Origin of the sequence: Streptomyces sp. NPDC048521 (genome assembly GCF_043199855.1) — a bacterium.
In the GTDB taxonomy this organism is placed as follows: domain Bacteria; phylum Actinomycetota; class Actinomycetes; order Streptomycetales; family Streptomycetaceae; genus Streptomyces.
Window position 1 is genome coordinate 208,165 of the sequence record NZ_JBICWR010000009.1, and the last position, 17,673, is coordinate 225,837.

Annotated in this window: 11 protein-coding genes and 1 riboswitch; of the genes, 6 read left to right on the forward strand and 5 right to left on the reverse strand. The window is 73.3% G+C overall.

The window, feature by feature from the left end:
• The first annotated feature begins 52 nt into the window (after positions 1–52).
• A complete protein-coding gene (locus ACGFRF_RS22255) occupies positions 53–2,839 on the forward strand; it encodes a SpoIIE family protein phosphatase (RefSeq protein ID WP_393742452.1) in 2,787 nt (928 codons plus the stop codon).
• A 171-nt stretch (positions 2,840–3,010) separates the two neighbouring features.
• Here ACGFRF_RS22255 and ACGFRF_RS22260 read toward each other — a convergent pair whose 3' ends face one another.
• Together ACGFRF_RS22260 and ACGFRF_RS22265 are read right to left on the reverse strand one after the other, a co-directional pair.
• Positions 3,011–4,423: an FAD-binding oxidoreductase gene (locus ACGFRF_RS22260; RefSeq protein WP_393742454.1), complete on the reverse strand. Its 1,413-nt coding sequence runs from the start codon at positions 4,421–4,423 to the stop codon at positions 3,011–3,013.
• Between the two features lie 64 nt (positions 4,424–4,487).
• Positions 4,488–7,739, reverse strand: coding sequence for a tetratricopeptide repeat protein (locus ACGFRF_RS22265; protein WP_393742456.1), 3,252 nt, complete (start codon positions 7,737–7,739; stop codon positions 4,488–4,490).
• A 112-nt stretch (positions 7,740–7,851) separates the two neighbouring features.
• On the opposite strand from ACGFRF_RS22265, the gene ACGFRF_RS22270 reads away from it, so the two are divergent.
• Positions 7,852–8,409, forward strand: a complete 558-nt coding sequence (locus ACGFRF_RS22270; protein WP_393742458.1) for a DoxX family protein — start codon at positions 7,852–7,854, stop codon at positions 8,407–8,409.
• 481 nt (positions 8,410–8,890) lie between these two features.
• Here the strand turns inward: ACGFRF_RS22270 and ACGFRF_RS22275 are convergent, their stop codons facing one another.
• Positions 8,891–9,469, reverse strand: a complete 579-nt coding sequence (locus ACGFRF_RS22275) for a TetR/AcrR family transcriptional regulator (RefSeq protein ID WP_393742460.1) — start codon at positions 9,467–9,469, stop codon at positions 8,891–8,893.
• Positions 9,470–9,744: 275 nt separating this feature from the next.
• On the opposite strand from ACGFRF_RS22275, the gene ACGFRF_RS22280 reads away from it, so the two are divergent.
• The 4 genes from ACGFRF_RS22280 to ACGFRF_RS22295 are packed head-to-tail and all read left to right on the forward strand — an operon-like array spanning position 9,745 to position 14,582.
• A complete protein-coding gene (locus tag ACGFRF_RS22280; RefSeq protein ID WP_393742462.1) occupies positions 9,745–10,335 on the forward strand; it encodes a (2Fe-2S)-binding protein in 591 nt (196 codons plus the stop codon).
• Positions 10,332–11,324 carry an FAD binding domain-containing protein gene (locus tag ACGFRF_RS22285; protein ID WP_393742464.1) on the forward strand — a complete coding sequence of 331 codons (993 nt, stop codon included), beginning with the start codon at positions 10,332–10,334 and terminating at the stop codon, positions 11,322–11,324. Before ACGFRF_RS22280 ends, ACGFRF_RS22285 begins: the two co-directional genes overlap by 4 nt.
• Positions 11,321–13,453, forward strand: coding sequence for a xanthine dehydrogenase family protein molybdopterin-binding subunit (locus ACGFRF_RS22290; protein ID WP_393742466.1), 2,133 nt, complete (start codon positions 11,321–11,323; stop codon positions 13,451–13,453). The genes ACGFRF_RS22285 and ACGFRF_RS22290 overlap by 4 nt, the downstream gene beginning before the upstream one ends.
• Positions 13,446–14,582, forward strand: a complete 1,137-nt coding sequence (locus ACGFRF_RS22295; RefSeq protein ID WP_393742468.1) for an XdhC family protein — start codon at positions 13,446–13,448, stop codon at positions 14,580–14,582. Before ACGFRF_RS22290 ends, ACGFRF_RS22295 begins: the two co-directional genes overlap by 8 nt.
• Before the next feature lie 117 nt (positions 14,583–14,699).
• On the opposite strand, the gene ACGFRF_RS22300 is transcribed toward ACGFRF_RS22295, so the two are convergent.
• A complete protein-coding gene (locus ACGFRF_RS22300; protein WP_393742470.1) occupies positions 14,700–15,578 on the reverse strand; it encodes an MBL fold metallo-hydrolase in 879 nt (292 codons plus the stop codon).
• Between the two features lie 10 nt (positions 15,579–15,588).
• Positions 15,589–15,658, reverse strand: a riboswitch (guanidine-III (ykkC-III) riboswitch).
• A 142-nt stretch (positions 15,659–15,800) separates the two neighbouring features.
• Entirely contained in the window at positions 15,801–17,603 is a 1,803-nt protein-coding gene (locus tag ACGFRF_RS22305) for a coagulation factor 5/8 type domain-containing protein (protein WP_393742472.1), read from the reverse strand.
• Between the last annotated feature and the right edge of the window lie 70 nt (positions 17,604–17,673).

Below are 17,673 nucleotides of genomic sequence, written 5' to 3' on the forward strand. Positions count from 1 at the left end.
ACAGGGGGCACACCGGTCGCCGAGCAGGGAGACCCAGTGCTAGAAAAGGGACATGAGCGGGCGTTCCCGCCGGCCATGGGCGAGAGCGGCGCCGCCGCCCGGCGCACGGCGGACATCCCGTCCGCCCCGTCGCCCAAGGTTCCGGCCGTCACACGGGCGCCGCCTCTCGTCGGCCCTGAGCGTCCGCACACTCGCCGCACAGGTCTTCCTGCTCCAGGCCCTCATCGTGCTGGTACTGGTCGCGGTGGCGGCCGCCGCCCTCCTCCTGCAGGGCCGGTACGACGCCGAGCGCAGCGCCCGTGACCGGTCGATGGCCGCCGCCGAGTCCTTCGCCCACGCGCCCGGCACGGCACTCGCGGTGCGGGCACCGAATGCGTCGGCACAGCTGCAGATGTCGGTGGAGCAGGCGGAGAAGGCGTCCGGCGTCGACTTCATCACCGTCCTGGACGAACACGGGGTCCGGATCGCCGACTCCGACCCCACCCTGATCGGCAAGAAGGCCCCGGGCGTCGGCCGAGCCGCCGCCGGCGAGGCGTTCACGGAGACCTTCCACGGTCGGCCGACCGACGCCGTGCGCACGGTCGTACCCGTGATGGACGCGAGCAGACGTGTGGTCGGCATGGTCAGCGCCGGGATCCAGTACGCCAACCTGACCAGCGTGCTGAACCGACAGCTGCCGATGCTGCTCGGTGCGGCGGCCGGGGCGCTCCTGCTGGCGACCGGCGGTACGGCTCTGGTCAGCCGCCGGCTGCTACGGCAGACCCACGGACTCGGCCCGGTCCAGATGACCCGGATGTACGAACACCACGACGCCGTGCTGCACGCCGTGCGCGAGGGAGTCCTGATCATCGGCGGCGACGGACGGGTCCTGCTCGCCAACGACGAGGCACGCCGGCTGCTGGCGCTTCCCGAGGACGCCGACCGGCGGCAGGTGACGGAGCTGGGGCTGGGCCCCGCTCTCACACGGCTGCTGGCATCGGGGGAGGCCGCGTCCGACGAGGTGATCCCGGCCGGGGACCGGCTGCTGGCGGTGAACACCCGGCCCACCGCACCGTACGGCGGCGGGCAGGGGCTGGTCGCCACCTTCCGTGACACCACCGAGCTGAGAGCCCTCTCCGGCCAGGCCGCGGTGGCGCGGGGCCGGCTGTCGTTCCTGTACGAGGCCGGCATGCGGATCGGCACCACCCTCGACATGCGGCGCACCGCCGAGGAGCTGTCGGAGGTGGCTGTTCCGCGCATGGCCGACTTCGTCACCGTGGAACTCCTCGACTCCGTGCTGCGCGGCGAGGAGCCCACGGGCGCGGTGCGCCAGATGCGGCGGACCGCGCTGCGCGAATCACGAGCCGGGCACCCCTTGCAGCCGGTGGGGGACCTGATCCGGTTCGTCGTGGCCGACACACCGAGCGCGGCGGCACTGCACCGCGGCAAGGCCGTCCTGGTGCCCGACCTGAACACCGCCCAGGACTGGCGCGCCCGGGACCCGCAGGGAGCCCGGCAGGCGCTGGACTACGGCATCCGTTCGCTGATCACGGTGCCGCTGCGGGCACGCGGTGTGGTCCTCGGCATGGTCAACTTCTGGCGGTCCACGGACTCCCCACCGTTCGAGGAGGAGGACGTCGCCGTGGCCGAGGAACTGGTGGCCCGGGCCGCCGTCGCGATCGACAACGCACGCCGGTACTCCCGCGAGCACGCGATGGCCGTGACGCTGCAGCGCAGCCTGCTGCCCCTGGGCCTGCCCGAACAGGACGCGCTGGAGATCGCCTCCCGCTATCTGCCGGCGCAGTCCGGCGTCGGCGGCGACTGGTTCGACGTCATCGCGCTGCCGGGCTTCCGGGTGGCACTCGTCGTCGGCGACGTCGTGGGACACGGGCTGCAAGCCGCGGTCACCATGGGACGGCTGCGGACCGCCGTACTGAACTTCTCCTCGCTGGACCTGGCCCCGGACGAGCTGCTCGGCCATCTCGACGAGATGGTGATCCGGCTGGACACACAGACGGCCCACGCCGACGACGACCAAGCCCCGCTCACCGGGGCCACCTGCCTCTACGCCGTCTACGACCCGGTCGGCGGGCACTGCACCTTCGCCCGCGCCGGGCACATGGCACCCGCCGTGGCGGACGCCCAGGGCAGGGTGACCTTCCCCGATCTCGCGCTGTCCCCGCCGCTGGGAGTGGGCGGCCATCCCTTCGAGACCGGCGAGCTGGACCTCCCCGAGGGCAGCCGCCTCGTCCTGTTCACCGACGGCCTGGTGGAGAACCGCGGACGGGACATCGACGAGGGCCTGGAGCTGCTCCGCTCCACCATCGCCCGGGCGGGCGGGACGCCGGAGGAGACCTGCGGCGCCCTCGTGGAGACGATGCTGCCCGAGCACCCCAGTGACGACGTGGCCCTGCTGGTGGCCCGGACCCGGCTGCTCGACCCGTCCCGGGTAGCCACCTGGGACGTGCCGTTCGACGTGGAGTCCGTGTCCCGGACCCGCTCCGAGGCGAGCCGGCGGCTCGCCGACTGGGGGCTGGAGGAGCAGGCCTTCACCATGGAACTGATCCTCAGCGAACTCCTCACCAACGCGATCCGCTACGGCGCTCCGCCGGTACGCGTCAGGATCCTGCTGGGCCGCACCCTGGTCTGCGAGGTGTCGGACGGCAGCAACACCTCACCCCGGCTGCGACGCGCGGCCACCACCGACGAAGGAGGCCGCGGCCTGTTCCTCGTCTCCCAGTTCGCCGACAGCTGGGGTGTCCGCTACGCACCGCGCGGCAAGGTGATCTGGGCCGAACAGACACTGGGCCGGGTCCAAGAACCGGACCTGTCCCTCCTGTTCGACGAGATGGCCCTCTGACACCGGCCGGCGCCCTTCGGCCGGGCTCGCGCGGTCAGGAGGAGGGCTCCGCGCGAATCAGCACACGCGTGGGAGCGTCCGCGGCGAGATCAGGCGCAACGCGGGACCGGACGGCTCTGCACGATCGGGTGATCACCTGTACGACCGACGCCGGTATCCGCCTCCGGCCGGTCATGCGGCGGCCGAGGGGCGGATGTTCTGGTTGAGGCGGAACAGGTTCGTCGGGTCGTAGGCGTCCTTGACCCGCACGAGCCGTTCGTGCACCGAGCCGGGGTACGCGGCGCGCACCCTGTCCTCGGCGGCGTCGCCGGTGAAGTTGACGTACATGGCCCCGTGGCCGTGCCGTGCGATCTCCTCGCGGGTGTCGCGGGCCCAGGCGACATGCGCGTCGAAGGCCGTCGCGTCGGGAGACCGGGCGATCACGTTGCACAGCACGCCCGAATCCCGCTGGCTGAACGCCGAGGCCTGCGCGGGCACACGGGCGAAGGCACCGCCGAGTTGGTGCAGATGCAGCTCGCTGGAGGGCGTGGGCGTCGTCGCGTGGCGGCGCAGCACGGCGTCGAGGGCGGCCTCGGTCGGCTCGATGAACGCCGACGTGAAGTAGTTGTGGGCACCGGCCGTCCACATCGGGTCGAGCAGCGACTGCATCCCCGTGTACGGCATCGGGCCCATGACGTCGGCGATGGGTGTCCCCAGCGTCCGCAGCGGACCGACGGCCGTCTCACCGGCCGCGGGGTCACCCGCGTACATGCCGGCCAGCACCACGATGCGGGTGCCGTGGACCTCCGGGGGCAGGAAGGGCAGCGGCGGTGCCGTGGTCAGCACGATCAGCGTCGTCAGCTCGTCGGGCATGTCCGCGATCAGCTCGCGCCAGCCCGTGATCACCTGCCGGGCCTCGTCCAGCGGGTAGACGATCAGGCCGGCCAGGACCTGCGGCCCGACCGGGTGCAGCTGGTACTCGAGCGAGGTCACGACCCCGAAGTTGCCGCCGCCGCCGCGCAGGGCCCAGAAGAGGTCGGAGTGCTCCTGCGCGTCCGCGTGCACCACGCGGCCGTCCGCGGTGACGACCTGGGCCGCCGTCAGGTTGTCGGAGGCCAGTCCGTGGCGGCGCAGCAGCCAGCCCACTCCGCCGCCGAGCGTGAAGCCCGAGATCCCGGTCGTCGAGATCAGGCCACCGGGCACGGCGAGCCCGAAGGCCTGCGTCTCGTGGTCGAGATCGCCCCACGTCATCCCGGCCTGGGCGACCATCCGGCGCCGTACAGGATCGACGAAGGCGCCCTTCATCGGGGACAGGTCGATGACGATGCCGTCGTCGCAGGTCGAGAACCCGGCGATGCTGTGGGCGCCGCCGCGTACGGCGACGAGCAGGTCCTGGCTGCGGGCGAACTCGACGGCGCGGATGACGTCGGCGGTCCCGGCGCACCGCACGACGAGTGCCGGATGCTTGTCGTGGGCGGCGTTCCAGACGGCGCGGGCCTGGTCGTAGCCGGGGTCTTCGGGGCGGACGACGGTGCCGCGCAGGCCCGCCTCCAGCTCGGCGATGGTGGCGTCCCCCAGGATGCCCTTGGCCGTGTCGATCGACATGATCGGCTCCTTGGTGTGAGTGCGTGCACCGACGCTCAGGACGCTAGGCAGCGCCACTTAGCACTCACTCAGCAGCCGCTTTGCCGCCGGGCCCGCCGGGGATGGCGCGCCGCAGCACGGCCGGCCCGCGGGCGTTGCCGAGGCCGGCGAACAGGTCGCCGGCCCGGGCCGCCGTCGCCTGTGCCGCCTCGCGCTCACCGGCCTGCCACTGCAGCCGCGCCAGCATGAGCGCGACCCATCCGGCGGCGGACGGCGACCCGGCGACGTGCTCCAGACGCAGGGCCCGGGTCAGCAGGGTGCGCGCTCGCGCCGAGTCGCCGGTGGCCCGGGCCACGAGCCCGAGGTGGAGCAGGCTGTTGGTGATGCCCGGGATGTCGTCGGTCTCCTCGAAGCCGGCGAGGACCTTCGCGAGGGTCGCCCGCGCGCTGCCGGTGTCCCCGCCGGCCAGCTGGAGCAGGCCCAGGCAGCCGAGGGTGATGCCCACCTCCCGGCGGTCACCGAGCCGGCGCCTGATCGACAGCGCCGCGTCCAGGTACTTCCGTGCCGCATCCAGGTCGCCGCGGCTTCGGTGGATGTTGCCGAGCGCGTTGAGGGCCAGGGACTCGCCGTGCGGATCGTCGAGCGCGCGGAAGTGGCCGGCACTGCGTTCGGCCGCGGCGACGGCGGCGCCGGTGTCGCCGTCGAGACGGCTCGCCCACGCGAGGTTCGCCAGCGCGTAGCCGCGCGCCCGGGACGGACCGACCGTACGGCCGGCGAGCACCGTCTCCTCGAAGTACAGCGACACCGGCCCCGCCCCGTCGTCCTCCAGCGCGTAGCCCGGTGTCATGACCGGGAAGAACGGTCCGCACCCGGCCGCGACGTGGTCCAGCAGCCGGAGACTCTCCCCGCAGGCCGCACGGGCCACCGCGCCCTCGCCGCGGCAGACGGCCCACACGCCCTCGAGATGCGCCGCGACGGCGAGGACCGATGGCTCGCCCGTCTCGTGGGCCAGGCTTCGGGCCAGGCCGAGGGCGGTGCCCGCACGGTCCCAGGCACCGCGCATCCAGAGCAGGACCGCCTGCTGACAGCGGGCGTACGCCAGCGCTGCCGAGTCCGGCCGGCGCTGGTGGATCCCGACGATCTGTTCGCCGATGTCCTCCAGCGGGGAGCCGTCCCCGAGCCGGATCTCCAGCACGGCCCGCCCCATCAGCGCCCGCGCCCGCTCGGGGGAGGGCTCCGGTGCGGCGGCCAGGGCGGCGTCCAGCCACCGCCGGCCCTCGGCGAGGCGGCCCCGCTCGGGCCAGAAGGAGCGCAGGGCGACGCCCAGCCGCAGCGCGCCGTCCGGCTCGTGGCGCAGCAGGGAGCGCAGGGCGGCCCGGAGATTGCCGTAGTCGGCCTCCAGCTCCAGCGACGCAGCCCCCGAGACACCGGTGGGCGGCTCCCGGTCCAGGGCCTCGGCGAGCGCCAGGTAGAAACGCCGGTGCCCGGCCTCGGTGACCGCCAGTTCGCCGGCGGCCCGCAGCCGGTCCGCCGCGTACTGCCGGATCGTCTCGAGCAGCCGGTAGCGGACCTCGTCCTGCCGGGGCTCCACCCACACCAGGGACTTGTCGGCCAGCCGGCCGAGCAGGTCCAGCACCGAGGCGGCGTGCACCCCGTCCGCGCACACCTCCTCGGCCGCGGCGAGGGAGAACCCGCCGACGAAGACCGCGAGCCGGCGGAACAGACGCCGTTCCTCGTCGTCCAGCAGCCGGTGGCTCCACTCCAGCGTGGCCAGCAGCGTCTCCTGGCGTGTCGCACCGCGCCGGCTGCCCCGGCCGAGCAGGGCCAGCGCGTCGTCCAGGCGTTCGGCGATCTGCCGCGGGGCGAGCACGTGCACCCGGGCCGCCGCGAGCTCCAGGGCCAGCGGCATCCCGTCGAGCCGGAAGCAGATCTGCGCCACCGCGGCCGCGTTACCGTCGGACAGCCGGAACCCCGGCGCCGCGTCGGCGGCCCGCTCCACGAACAGCCGCACGGAGGCGAAGCGGCCCAGTTCCGTCACGGACGGCAGCCGGCGCGGATCCGGCAGACTCAGCGAGGGCACCCGGAAGGTGCGTTCTCCGTAGGAGCGCAGCGCCTCCCGACTGGTCGCGAGGACGAAGACGCCCGGGCAGTGGGCGATGACCTCGGAGGCCAGGGTGGCGCACGCGTCGATCAGGTGCTCGCAGTTGTCCAGCACCAGCAGCAGCTCCCGGCCGCCGAGCTGTGCGACCAGGGCTTGCCGGCCACCGCCGTACGGCGGAAGGTGCAGCCCCAGCGCCGCGGCGACCGCCTCGGGCACGAGGTCCGGTTCCGCCAGCCCCGCGAGGTCCACGAAGCACGCCCCGTCCCGGAAGTCGTCGCCCCGACGCGCTGCCACCGCGAGCGCGAGCCGCGTCTTGCCGCAGCCGCCGGCCCCGGTGAGCGTGAGCAGCCCGCTCCGGCCGAGCAACTGCTCCACCTCGGCCAGCTCCCGCTCCCGGCCGATGAGCTGTGTGGCCGGTGCCGGCAGACGGTGCGGTGGGGGCTTCGCCCGCTGCCGCCGTCGGGGCTCCGCCCGCGGTTCTTGCGCCTCGACCGAGTCGGCCAGCAACGTGCGGTAGAGGCTGCGCGTCTGCGGGTCGGGGTCGGCGCCGCCGTCCGCGCCCAGTGCGTCCCGCAGACGTTCGTAGGCGGCCAGTGCCTCCCGGCGCCGGCCGGCGCCGGCCAGGACCCGCATCAGGGCCCGGTGGCCGGGCTCGTGCAGGGGATCCTCGTCCACCAGGGCCCGCAGCACCTCGATGGCCTCGGCCGTGCGCTGCTCCCGCTCCAGCGCCTCACCCAGTCCCAGCCGCAGCGCCGTACGTCGTGTCTCCAGCGCCCCGGCCGCCTCGCTCACCCAGGACTCGTAGCGGTCCTCCGGCAGCAGATCCGGACCGGCCAGGACGAGCGCGGCACGGTAGTCCGCGGTTCCGCCGCCGTCGGCGGCCCGCCGGGCCGCCTCGTCGCAGGCATCGAGGTCGATCCGGACACCTCCGTCGGGGCCGAGCAGCACCATGTCGTCGCGGAGCACGACGACATCGCCCGGCGCGCCCGTGGCCGCCAGAGCCCGTCGTACGGCGTGCAGCACCTGGTGCAGGTTGTTGGCCGCTGCCGTCCGGTCCAGGCCCGGCCACAGGAGGTCGTAGAGCCGTTCCCGGTGCATCCGGTGGCCTGGTTCGAGGCAGAGCAGTTTCAGCAGGCTCCGGGCCTTGCGCAGCCGCCACGCCCCGGCGGGGACCGGGCGGTCGTCGACCGTCACGGTGAAACCGCCGAGGAGCCGGATGCGTACCTTTTCGGCCATGGCTGCCCTCACGAGCAGGCTACCGCCGGCAGCGCGGACCCGCCCCAGATGCATGATCATGGTCGCTGCGGAAGGATCGGCACTGGGGCACCGCCCGTTCCGGAGCACTGCCATGTATACGAGACGAAATCCGCACGGCCCTTCGAGTCCCGCGGACTCGCGAGCAGACGACGCCGCCGCGCGGACGTCGTCCGCCGCCGACTGGGGCCTGTTGCTCCTGCGACTGACCTTCGGGCTGCTGATGGCCGCCCACGGGGCCCAGAAACTGTTCGGGGTGTTCGGCGGGGACGGCCTGACGGCGACCGGCCGGGCCTTCGCAAGCCTCGGCTACCGTCCGGGAAAGGTCTTCGCTCTGATCGGCAGCCTCTCCGAATTTCTCGGCGGTCTCGGCCTGGCGCTCGGGCTGCTGACTCCACTGGCGGCCGCGGCCGTGATCGGCGTGATGATCAATGCCATGGTGACTGTCACCGCCGCCCACGGCCTGTGGGAGACGGACGGCGGCGTCGAGTACAACGTCAGCATCGCCGTGGTCGCGCTGGCCGTCGCGGCCATCGGCCCGGGCCGCCTGTCCGTCGACCGGTTCCTTCCCTGGGGCCGCGGCGGCTGGGCCGAGGCCGCACTGGCCCTCGTCCTCGGCGGGGTCGGCGCTGCGATCACGTTGGGTCTGTGAGGCCCCCCTGGGCACGGGCGGCCGACCACGCGCCCAAGGCACGCCTGTCGGGCTTCGTGCCGGGGGTTCGGTCGGCGTTGGCGCCGGGGCCCCGCCGGGCGTGGGCGGTCGACTACGCGGTCTTGGCACGGCTGTCGGGCTTCGTGCCGGGGGTTCGGTCGGCGTTGGCGCCGGGGCCCCGCCGGGCGTGGGCGGTCGACTACGCGGTCTTGGCACGCCTGTCGGGCTTCGTGCCGGGGGTTCGGTCGGCGTTGGCGCCGGGGCCCCGCCGGGCGTGGGCGGTCGACTACGCGGTCTCGGCACGGCTGTCGGGCTTCGTGCCGGTGGTAGGGCCCCGCCGGGCACGGTCGGCCGACCACGCGATGTCGGCGGGGCTGTCGGGCTCCGTACGGGGGGTACGGTCGGCGCTCTCGACGGTCCGCCGGCGGTGAACCCTGGCTCACCGGCCGGACGCGCCGGCGTGCCGCCGGCGGTGCCGCGTTCATCGGCCGGACGCCCCCGTGCGCAGGCCGTCCATGACGAGGTCGAGGAGTCGGGTGGCGCGTGGCTGCCAGTCGTCGTGGGGGTCGAGCTGCCACAGGCCCGCGATGGCGAGGAGGAAGTCGTCCTGGGTGATTCCGGGGCGGATGGTGCCGGCTTCCTCGTTGGCGCGCAGCAGGAGTTCCGCCGCCGCGGTCACCGGTGTGTTGGCGGGCTTCGCCGGACTTCCCGGTGCGCCGGTCGCCTGGCGTATCGCGTCGGCCAGACCGGCCTTGGTCATGGCGAACTCGGCGAGCCGGTCCATCCAGGCGCGCAGGGCCTGCTCGGGGGTCCGTGTCGCGAGCAGCTGGGCCGCGCTGTCGGCGACCTGCTGCATCTCGTGGCGGTAGATCTCCAGGACGAGCGCCTCGCGGTTGGGGAAGTTGCGGTAGAACGTGCCCTGCCCGACGCCGGCCTTCTTGGCGATCGCGCTCAGCGGGGCGTCGGCGCAACGGGTCAGCTCGGCGAGGGCCACGTCCAGGATGCGTTCGCGGTTGCGCCGCGCGTCCGAGCGCAGGGGTGGGTCCTTCTTCTGCGGCACTCGTCCGTCCTCCTCGAGGGTTCGTGGCCGAACCCCGCCCTTGCTAACCGGACAGCTGTCCGTTACGGTTCCGAGATAGCGGACAGCTGTCCGGTTCCGTCCACGATAGCCGTGGAGGCGGCCCTACGGCAGTCGGCGGCCGCAACCTTCGGCCCCGGCATCCCGCCCTTGCGCTTCGCCCCTGCGACATCGACCCGCACCACGCACCCTCCACGGCGCCCGGTCCTCCGGCCGCCGGACCCCCCAACTGTTCTGGAATGCGAAAGAAGCTGCTCATGGCCCTATCGACGTCCAGTGTCATCACCTTGAAGATCAACGGCGAGAAGTACACACTGCCCGTCGATCACCGCACGACCCTGCTCGACGCACTGCGCGAGCGCCTCACCTTGACCGGTACCAAGAAGGGCTGCGACCAGGGGCAATGCGGTGCCTGCACCGTCCTGCTGGACGGCCGGCGGGCCGTCGCCTGCCTGCAACTGGCCGTGGCGGCCGAGGACCGCGAGATCACCACCATCGAAGGCCTCGCCGACGGTGAACAGCTGCACCCGGTGCAGCAGGCGTTCCTCGACCTGGACGGTTTCCAGTGCGGCTACTGCACCCCCGGACAGATCTGTTCGGCCATCGGCGTGCTCCAGGAACACGCGGCGGGCTGGCCCAGCGCCGTCACCGACGACGTCCGGCCCGAAGCGGGGCCACCACCCCTCACCGCCGAGGAGATTCGCGAACGAATGAGCGGCAACCTGTGCCGGTGCGGCGCCTACGTCTCGATCGTCGAGGCGGTGGCCCGTGCGGCCGAGGCCGGTACCGACACGCACGCGGCGCCCGTCAGCCCCGCGGCAGCGGGCACGAAGGGGGCCGTGGCATGAGGGAGTTCGGCTATCAGCGGGCATCCGATGTCGCCGGCGCCGTCGCGCTGCTCGGCGCCGATCCGGACACCCGCTTCCTCGGCGGCGGCACCAACCTCGTCGACCTCATGAAGACCGGTGTCGAACGCCCCGCACGGCTCATCGACATCCGTGAACTCCCGCTCGGCGAAATCGAGTCGACGCCGGAGGGCGGCCTGCGTATCGGCGCCACCGTCACCAACGGCGACCTGGCCGCCCACCCCGAAGTCCGGCGCCGCTACCCGGCGTTGGCGCAGGCGGTGCTGGCGGGCGCGTCCGGGCAGCTGCGCAACATGGCCACGGTCGGCGGGAACCTGCTGCAGCGCACCCGCTGCGGCTACTTCACCGACGTCACCCAACCGTGCAACAAGCGTGTCCCGGGCAGCGGTTGCCCCGCCGTCCAGGGCGAACACCACAACCACGCGATCCTGGGCGCCTCCGACCACTGCGTGGCCGTACACCCCTCGGACATGGCCGTCGCGCTCACCGCCTTCGACGCCGTCGTGCACTACGAAACCGCCGACGGACCGGGGGAGTTGCCGCTCGCCGAGTTCTACCTCCCCGTCGGCGACACCCCCCACCGCGAGACCGCACTTCCGCCGGGAGCACTGATCACGGGCGTCACCCTGCCGCCCGTGCCCACCGCCGCCCACTCCCGCTACCGCAAGGTCCGCGAGCGCGCCTCGTACGCGTTCGCCATCGGCTCGGTCGCCGCCGCGCTCGACGTCCGGGACGGCGTCGTCCGGGACGCCCGCCTGGCCTTCGGCGCGGTCGCCTCCCGTCCGTGGCGGGCCCTCGCGGCCGAACGCGCGCTGACCGGCGCGCCGGCCGACGCCGGCACCTTCGCCGCCGCCGCCGACGCCGAACTGACCGCGGCGCGACCGCTGCCGCACAACGCCTACAAGGTGACCCTCATGCGCAACCTCGTGGTGGCCGTACTGACCGAACTCGCCGAGGAGACCGCCCGATGACCACCGTCACCACCGGGACACCCACGCCGGTGCCCTCCGTCGGCACCGCCCACACCCGCGTGGAGGGCAGGGACAAGGTCACCGGAGCGGCCCGCTACGCCGGAGAGATCCCCTTCGCCGACCTCGCGCACGGCTGGCTGGCGCTGTCCACCGTCGCCCGCGGCCGCATCCGCGCCATCGACACCGACCCCGTCCTCGCCATGCCGGGCGTCCTCGCCGTCCTGGACCACCGCAACGCCCCACGCCTCGAGACCGATTACGTCGGCCTGCTGGGCACGCGGCCGGACCCGACCTGCGCCGTCTTCCAGCACGACCGGGTGCCCCACCTGGGCTGGCCGGTGGCACTGGTCGTCGCCGAGACGTCCGAGCAGGCCAGGGAGGCCGCCGAGGCACTCGTGGTGCACTACGAACAAGAGCCCCACGACGTCGACTTCACGGGCGAGCACCCGGACGCCTACCCGCTGGACAGCCATGGGCCGGCGGTGACGGAGAAGGGGGACCTCGACGCCGAACTGGCCGCGTCGGCCGTCGTCGTCGACGCCGAGTACACCACCCCCGAAGAGCACCACAACCCGATGGAACCGCACGCGGCGACCGCCCACTGGGACGACGGCCGACTCGAGCTGGTCGACTCCAACCAGGGCGCCACCTGGGTCATCGGCGAACTCGCGAACCTCTTCTCGCTCGACCCGGCCTCGGTGCGCGTGCGCTCCGAGCACGTCGGCGGGGGCTTCGGCAGCAAGGGCGTGCGCGCCCACCAGGTGGCCGCCGTGATGGCGGCGACCGTCCTGCAGCGCCCGGTGCGGGTCGTCCTGACCCGCCGCCAGATGTTCTCGCTGGCCGGCTACCGCAGCCCCACCACCCAGCGCGTCCGGCTCGGCGCCGACGCCGACGGACGGCTGCGGGCACTGGAGCACCGCTCGCTCAGCCTCACCTCCACCGTGCACGAGTTCATCGAATCCAGTGCCGGGGCGGCCCGGGTGATGTACGACGCCGACGCCCACCACACCGCCAACCGTGTCGTACGGCTCGACGTGCCGACCCCGACGTGGATGCGCGCCCCGGGTGAGGCACCGGGGTCGTTCGCGCTGGAGGCGGCGCTGGACGAACTCGCCGAGAAGTGCGGGATCGACCCGGTCGAGCTGCGCCTGCGCAACGAACCCGACAAGGGACCGGTCTCCGGCCTGCCGTTCGCCGGCCGCAATCTGCCCGCCTGCTTCCGGGAGGGCGCCCGCAGGTTCGGCTGGGCGGACCGCGACCCACGCCCCGGACTGCGCAGGGACGGCCGCTGGCTGCTCGGCACCGGCACCGCGGCGGCCTCCTTCCCGGCGGGCGCCGGCCCGTCGACGGCCACCGTGACCGCTCACCCGGACGGCACCTTCACCGTCCGGATCGCCGCGGCCGACATCGGCACCGGGGCCCGTACGGCCCTCACCCTGGTCGCCGCCGACGCGTTGCGGGTACCCACGCAGAGCGTCCGGGTCCGCATCGGCGACAGCGACTTCGGACCGGCGATGATCGCCGGTGGCTCCATGGGCACCCGCTCCTGGGCCTGGGCGGTCACGGCGGCCGCCGACGAACTGCGCGACCGCCTGGCCCTGGGCCCCGTCCCGCCGGAGGGCATCACGGTGCGGTCGAACACCGCCGCGGCCATCGGCGCCCTCGCCCCCGCCGAACGCCACTCCTACGGCGCGCAGTTCGCCGAGGTGGCCGTGGATCCCACCACCGGCGAGGTGCGCGTGCGGAGGATGCTCGGCATCTTCGCGGCGGGCCGCATCGTCAACCCGCTCACCGCACGCAATCAGTTCCGTGGCGGCATGATCTGGGGCATCTCCATGGCGCTGCACGAGGAGGCCGTACGGGACCGTGCCTCGGGCGGCCACGTCGGCGCCGACCTCGCGGGCTACCACGTGGCCACGCACGCCGACGTACCGCACATCGAGGCCGACTGGATCGACGACCCGGATCCGAAGGACCCGGTCGGCATCAAGGGCATCGGTGAGATCGGCATCGTGGGCGCGGCGGCCGCCATCGCCAACGCGGTCTGGCACGCGACCGGCGTACGCCACCGCAGCCTGCCCATACGGCCCGACCGTATCCTCTCGGCCGGAGGAGCGCCGGATGCTTGACCTGGCCGAGGAGCTGAGCACCTGGATCGAGGCGGGCCGGGAGTTCGCCGTCGCCACCGTCGTGGCCGTCGGCGGCAGCGCGCCGCGCGGTCCCGGCGCCGCCCTCGCCGTCGACCGCGCGGGCACCGTCGTCGGCTCGGTCTCCGGCGGCTGCGTGGAGGGCGCGGTCTACGACCTGTGCCGGACGGCGCTGGAGACGGGCGAGAGCGTCACCGAGCGGTTCGGCTACAGCGACGAGGACGCCTTCGCCGTAGGACTGACCTGCGGCGGGACGATCGACGTCCTGATCACGCCGGTCGGCGGGCAAGCGCCGGACCGGACGGTCCTGGCGTCGGCCCTGTCGGCCGCCGGCCGGGGCGAGCCGGCGGCCCTGGCCCGGGTCGCCCGCGGCCCCGCCGAACTCCTCGGCCGGACCCTGCTGGTGCGGGACGACGGCACGTACGAAGGCGGCCTCGGCGGCCACGCCGAGCTGGACCGGACGGCGGCGGCCGAAGCCCGGGCCCGGCTGGAGGCGGGCAGCACCGGCACGGTGGACCTCTCGGCGGACGGCTCGCACTGCCCCGGCGGCCTCACCCTGCTGGTCGAGTCCCACCTGCCGCCCCCGCGCATGATCGTCTTCGGTGCGGTCGACTTCGCGTCGGCGCTGGCCCGGGCCGGGAAGTTCCTCGGGTACCACGTGACCGTCTGCGACGCCCGCCCCGTCTTCGCCACGCGGGCCCGCTTCCCCGACGCCGACGAGGTCGTCGTCGACTGGCCGCACCGCTATCTGCGGCGCACCGCGACCGATGCCCGCACCGTCCTGTGCGTGCTCACGCACGACGCGAAGTTCGACGTGCCCCTGCTGAAGACGGCCCTCGGCATGCCGGTGGCGTTCGTCGGTGCGATGGGCTCGCGCCGCACCCACGAGGACCGGAACCGGCGTCTGCGGGAGGAAGGCGTGAGCGAGCGGGAGCTGGCCCGGCTGCGGTCACCGATCGGACTCGACCTCGGCGCCCGGACGCCCGAGGAGACCGCCCTGTCGATCGTGGCGGAGATCGTCGCCGCCCGGCGGGGCGGGACGGGCGTCCCCCTGACCGGCTCCAACACACCGATCCACCGCGATCGGGAGCACAGCGAGGCGGCCGCCTGAGAAGCGGTGGCGTTCAGAGGGCGGGGCGGGTGTGTGCGGCGCCGGGGGCTCCCCGGCGCCGCACACCGCGTCGGCCGTCGTCCACGGTGCCGCACACTGCGTCCGCCGCCGGAGCGCTCAGGTGTGCGGACAGAGAACGAAGTCGGAGCGAGCGCGCCAGGTGACGCCGTCGTCGAGTTCGGTGAGCGCGTCCCGGATCCGGCGCAGGTGGGCCGGGGTCAGCTGGAGCGGGGGCTCGGCCGGCTGGTAGGTGGTGCGCACCGGGTAGTCCACGCCCGGCTCGGTGGTCATCTCGATGTGGCAGCCGAGCACATGGGTGACCGGCCGGCGGTCGGCGAACGCGATCAGCCGCTCGATGCTGCGGGTGAACGCGGGCAGGTCCTGGATGTAGAGCCGGCCGGGGTAGACGCTGTCACCGGTGAGCAGGAGGCCGGTGGCCGGGTCGTAGAAGGTCACGGCCGCCTCGTGGTGGCCCGGGGTGGCCAGGCACTCCAGCACCCGTCCACCGAGGTCGACGCGGGCGACGGCGTCCGGGTCCGTGTCGAACCCGAAGTACGGCCAGGCGGTGGGGCGGTCCGCGCCCACCACCATGGTGGCGGGACGGCCCGCGAACTGGCCGTCCCCCGCGACATGGTCGCCGTGCCCGTGGGTGTGCAGCACGAGCAGCTCGTAGCCCTCCCGGGGATGCCGGGCGAGCCAGTCCGCGAGCAGTGCGTCGACGACCCGGCGCAGGGGGAAGAACTCGGGCGACTCGGTGGCACCGGTGTCGATCAGTACGGCCCGTTCGTTGCCGCACAGCAGGAACAGGAAGGGCGCCTCGTAGTGGACCGCCATGTTCTGCCGCAGGATGAAGGTGTGCTCGTCGTAGGCGTGGACCTGGATGTCCGGGTCGGTGTTGTGCTTGGCCGACGGCGAGCCGTGGATCCACCTCACGTCCAGAGGGCGCGCCCGGGGAGCGGTGCCGGTGAAGTCGATCAGCTGCCTGCCGGTACCCACGATGCCTCCACGTGCGTCGTCCTGTCGGGCCGGGTACGGCGCACATCTCGTCCGGGGCAGGCACGTCCGCGCCCGACGACGGGAAGCTACCACGCGGCCCGGGAGACGCGACCGGTGTCCCCGGCCCCGGGCGGCAGGAGCCGGCCCTGCGTGCACAGGTGGCCGCCCAGGGCCACCGCGTCTGACGCCGGACGACCCTGGGCGGCATGGGCGGTGCCGGGCTCAGGGGTACGACACCACCGTGGACGGGGTCGTGGACGTGCCCGAAGTCGGTGATCCCGTCTCGTTGATCACGTGTTCGTACTGGCCGTTGCCGCCGAGCGAGACGACCAGCAGGTCGTGGAACCTCACCCCCGGGCGGTTCGGCGCGGCGAAGCCGTGGTGCTGCACGATCGACGGGTCGACGTTGTAGTAGCAGTAGCTGCCCAGTCCCCAGCCCTCGTGCGTGGTGACGTTGTCGCCGACCCGGTAGGCCGCGTAGCCCTTGACCGAGCCGTTCTGGACGGCGGCCTGGTTCGGGGCGTCGTACGCCTTCTCGTTCTGGAAGAAGATCGTGCGGCCCCGCTGACCGAACCACTGCACGTCGTACTTGTTGAAGTGCTCCACGAACAGTCCGGTGCACAGCACGTCGTCGCCGTTGACCACGACACCGTAGTCGGCGCGGTTGGTGTCCCAGCCGACACCCGTGCCGTGGTCGGCGCGCCACACCCAGGTGTGGTCGACGATGGTGTGCCGGCTGTTGATCACCATGCTCGTGGTCGCCTTGCCGGCGCCCGCGCCGCCGATGCGCACGAAGACGTCCTGCACGGTGGTCGGGTTGGCGGAGTGGTCGTTCGCCGAGCCGGCCGGTCCGACCTCGAGCAGCGTCGGGGAGTTGACCGGTCCGGCGTCTATGAGGAACCCCGCGAGCCGTACGCCGTCGACGTCGGCCACCTTCAGCACCGTGGTCCCGTTGTCGGGGACGAGCGTCGCGTACCCCAGGCCCAGTACCACGGTGCCGGCACGGCCCACCTGGATCGGCTGGTCCACGTGGTAGACGCCCGGCGTCAGCAGCAGGTGCAGTCCCTGCGCGAGCGCCTGGTTGAGGGTGGCCGCGCTGACGCCCGGCTTCGCGACGTAGAACTGCGACAGCGACAGGGACGTGCCCCGCGGCGTGCCGTTGCCCCAGCTGACCCCGCGGGCGCCGGTCCGCTTCTCCGGCAGGAAGACCCGGAACTCGCTGCCGCTGACGTACAGGAAGGGCTTCTCCCGGGAGACGGGAGTGGTGTCGAGCGTGGTGTAGGGCGGGTTGGGGAAGCTCTGTGCCGGGGCACCCTGGACGCCGGAGAACACCATGTTCCACACGCCGTTGAGCCAGCTGCCGATGGCGCTGTCGCGGGTGTACCACTGCTGCTGCGAGTACGGCCCGACCTGACCGTCGATCCGGCTGTCCGCGATGTAGCCGCCGCTCGCCCAACCGTAGCCGGAGGGGGCGAGGTTGAGCCCGCCTCGGACGTGCATACGGCGGAAGGGCGCCGCCTGGGCCACCGCCCACCGGTTCGTGCCGTTCGCGGGGACCAGCGCCAGGTTCTCCGCCGAACGCCAGAAGTTCTGCGTGGCGTTGCCGTTGAACCAGCCCGCGTCGACCGTGACGTCACCGTTGATCGTCGTGTCGTCGGGAGACAGGCCGAGGCCCGCGATGGAGGTGTAGAAGCCGAGCTGGGCGTTCAGGCCGTTGTACGTGCCGGGCTTGAACAGCAGGGCGTAGCGGCCGCTGCCGAACTGGGCCGACTCCTGCTGCTGGAAGACCTGGTCCAGTTTCGCCTGGATACCGGGTGTGCCGGGGTCGAACACCAGCACGTTCGGGCCGAGGTCGCCCCCGCCGGGCAGGGCGCGGGGGGACGTGCGGGACGAGCCGGCTGCCCGGGCGGGCGTGGACACGCCGACCAGCACGGGCACGGCGGCCGCCGCGGCACCGATGACGGCCCGGCGGCCGACGGACGGCGAAGAAGGGGAAGCGGGGGAGGTGGGGGAAGAGGGGGACATGCGCGGCTCTCCTTGTTCAGTAAATGAACGAAGTGGGGGTGGGGGAGCGCTCTCTCGCTGTTGGATGCTT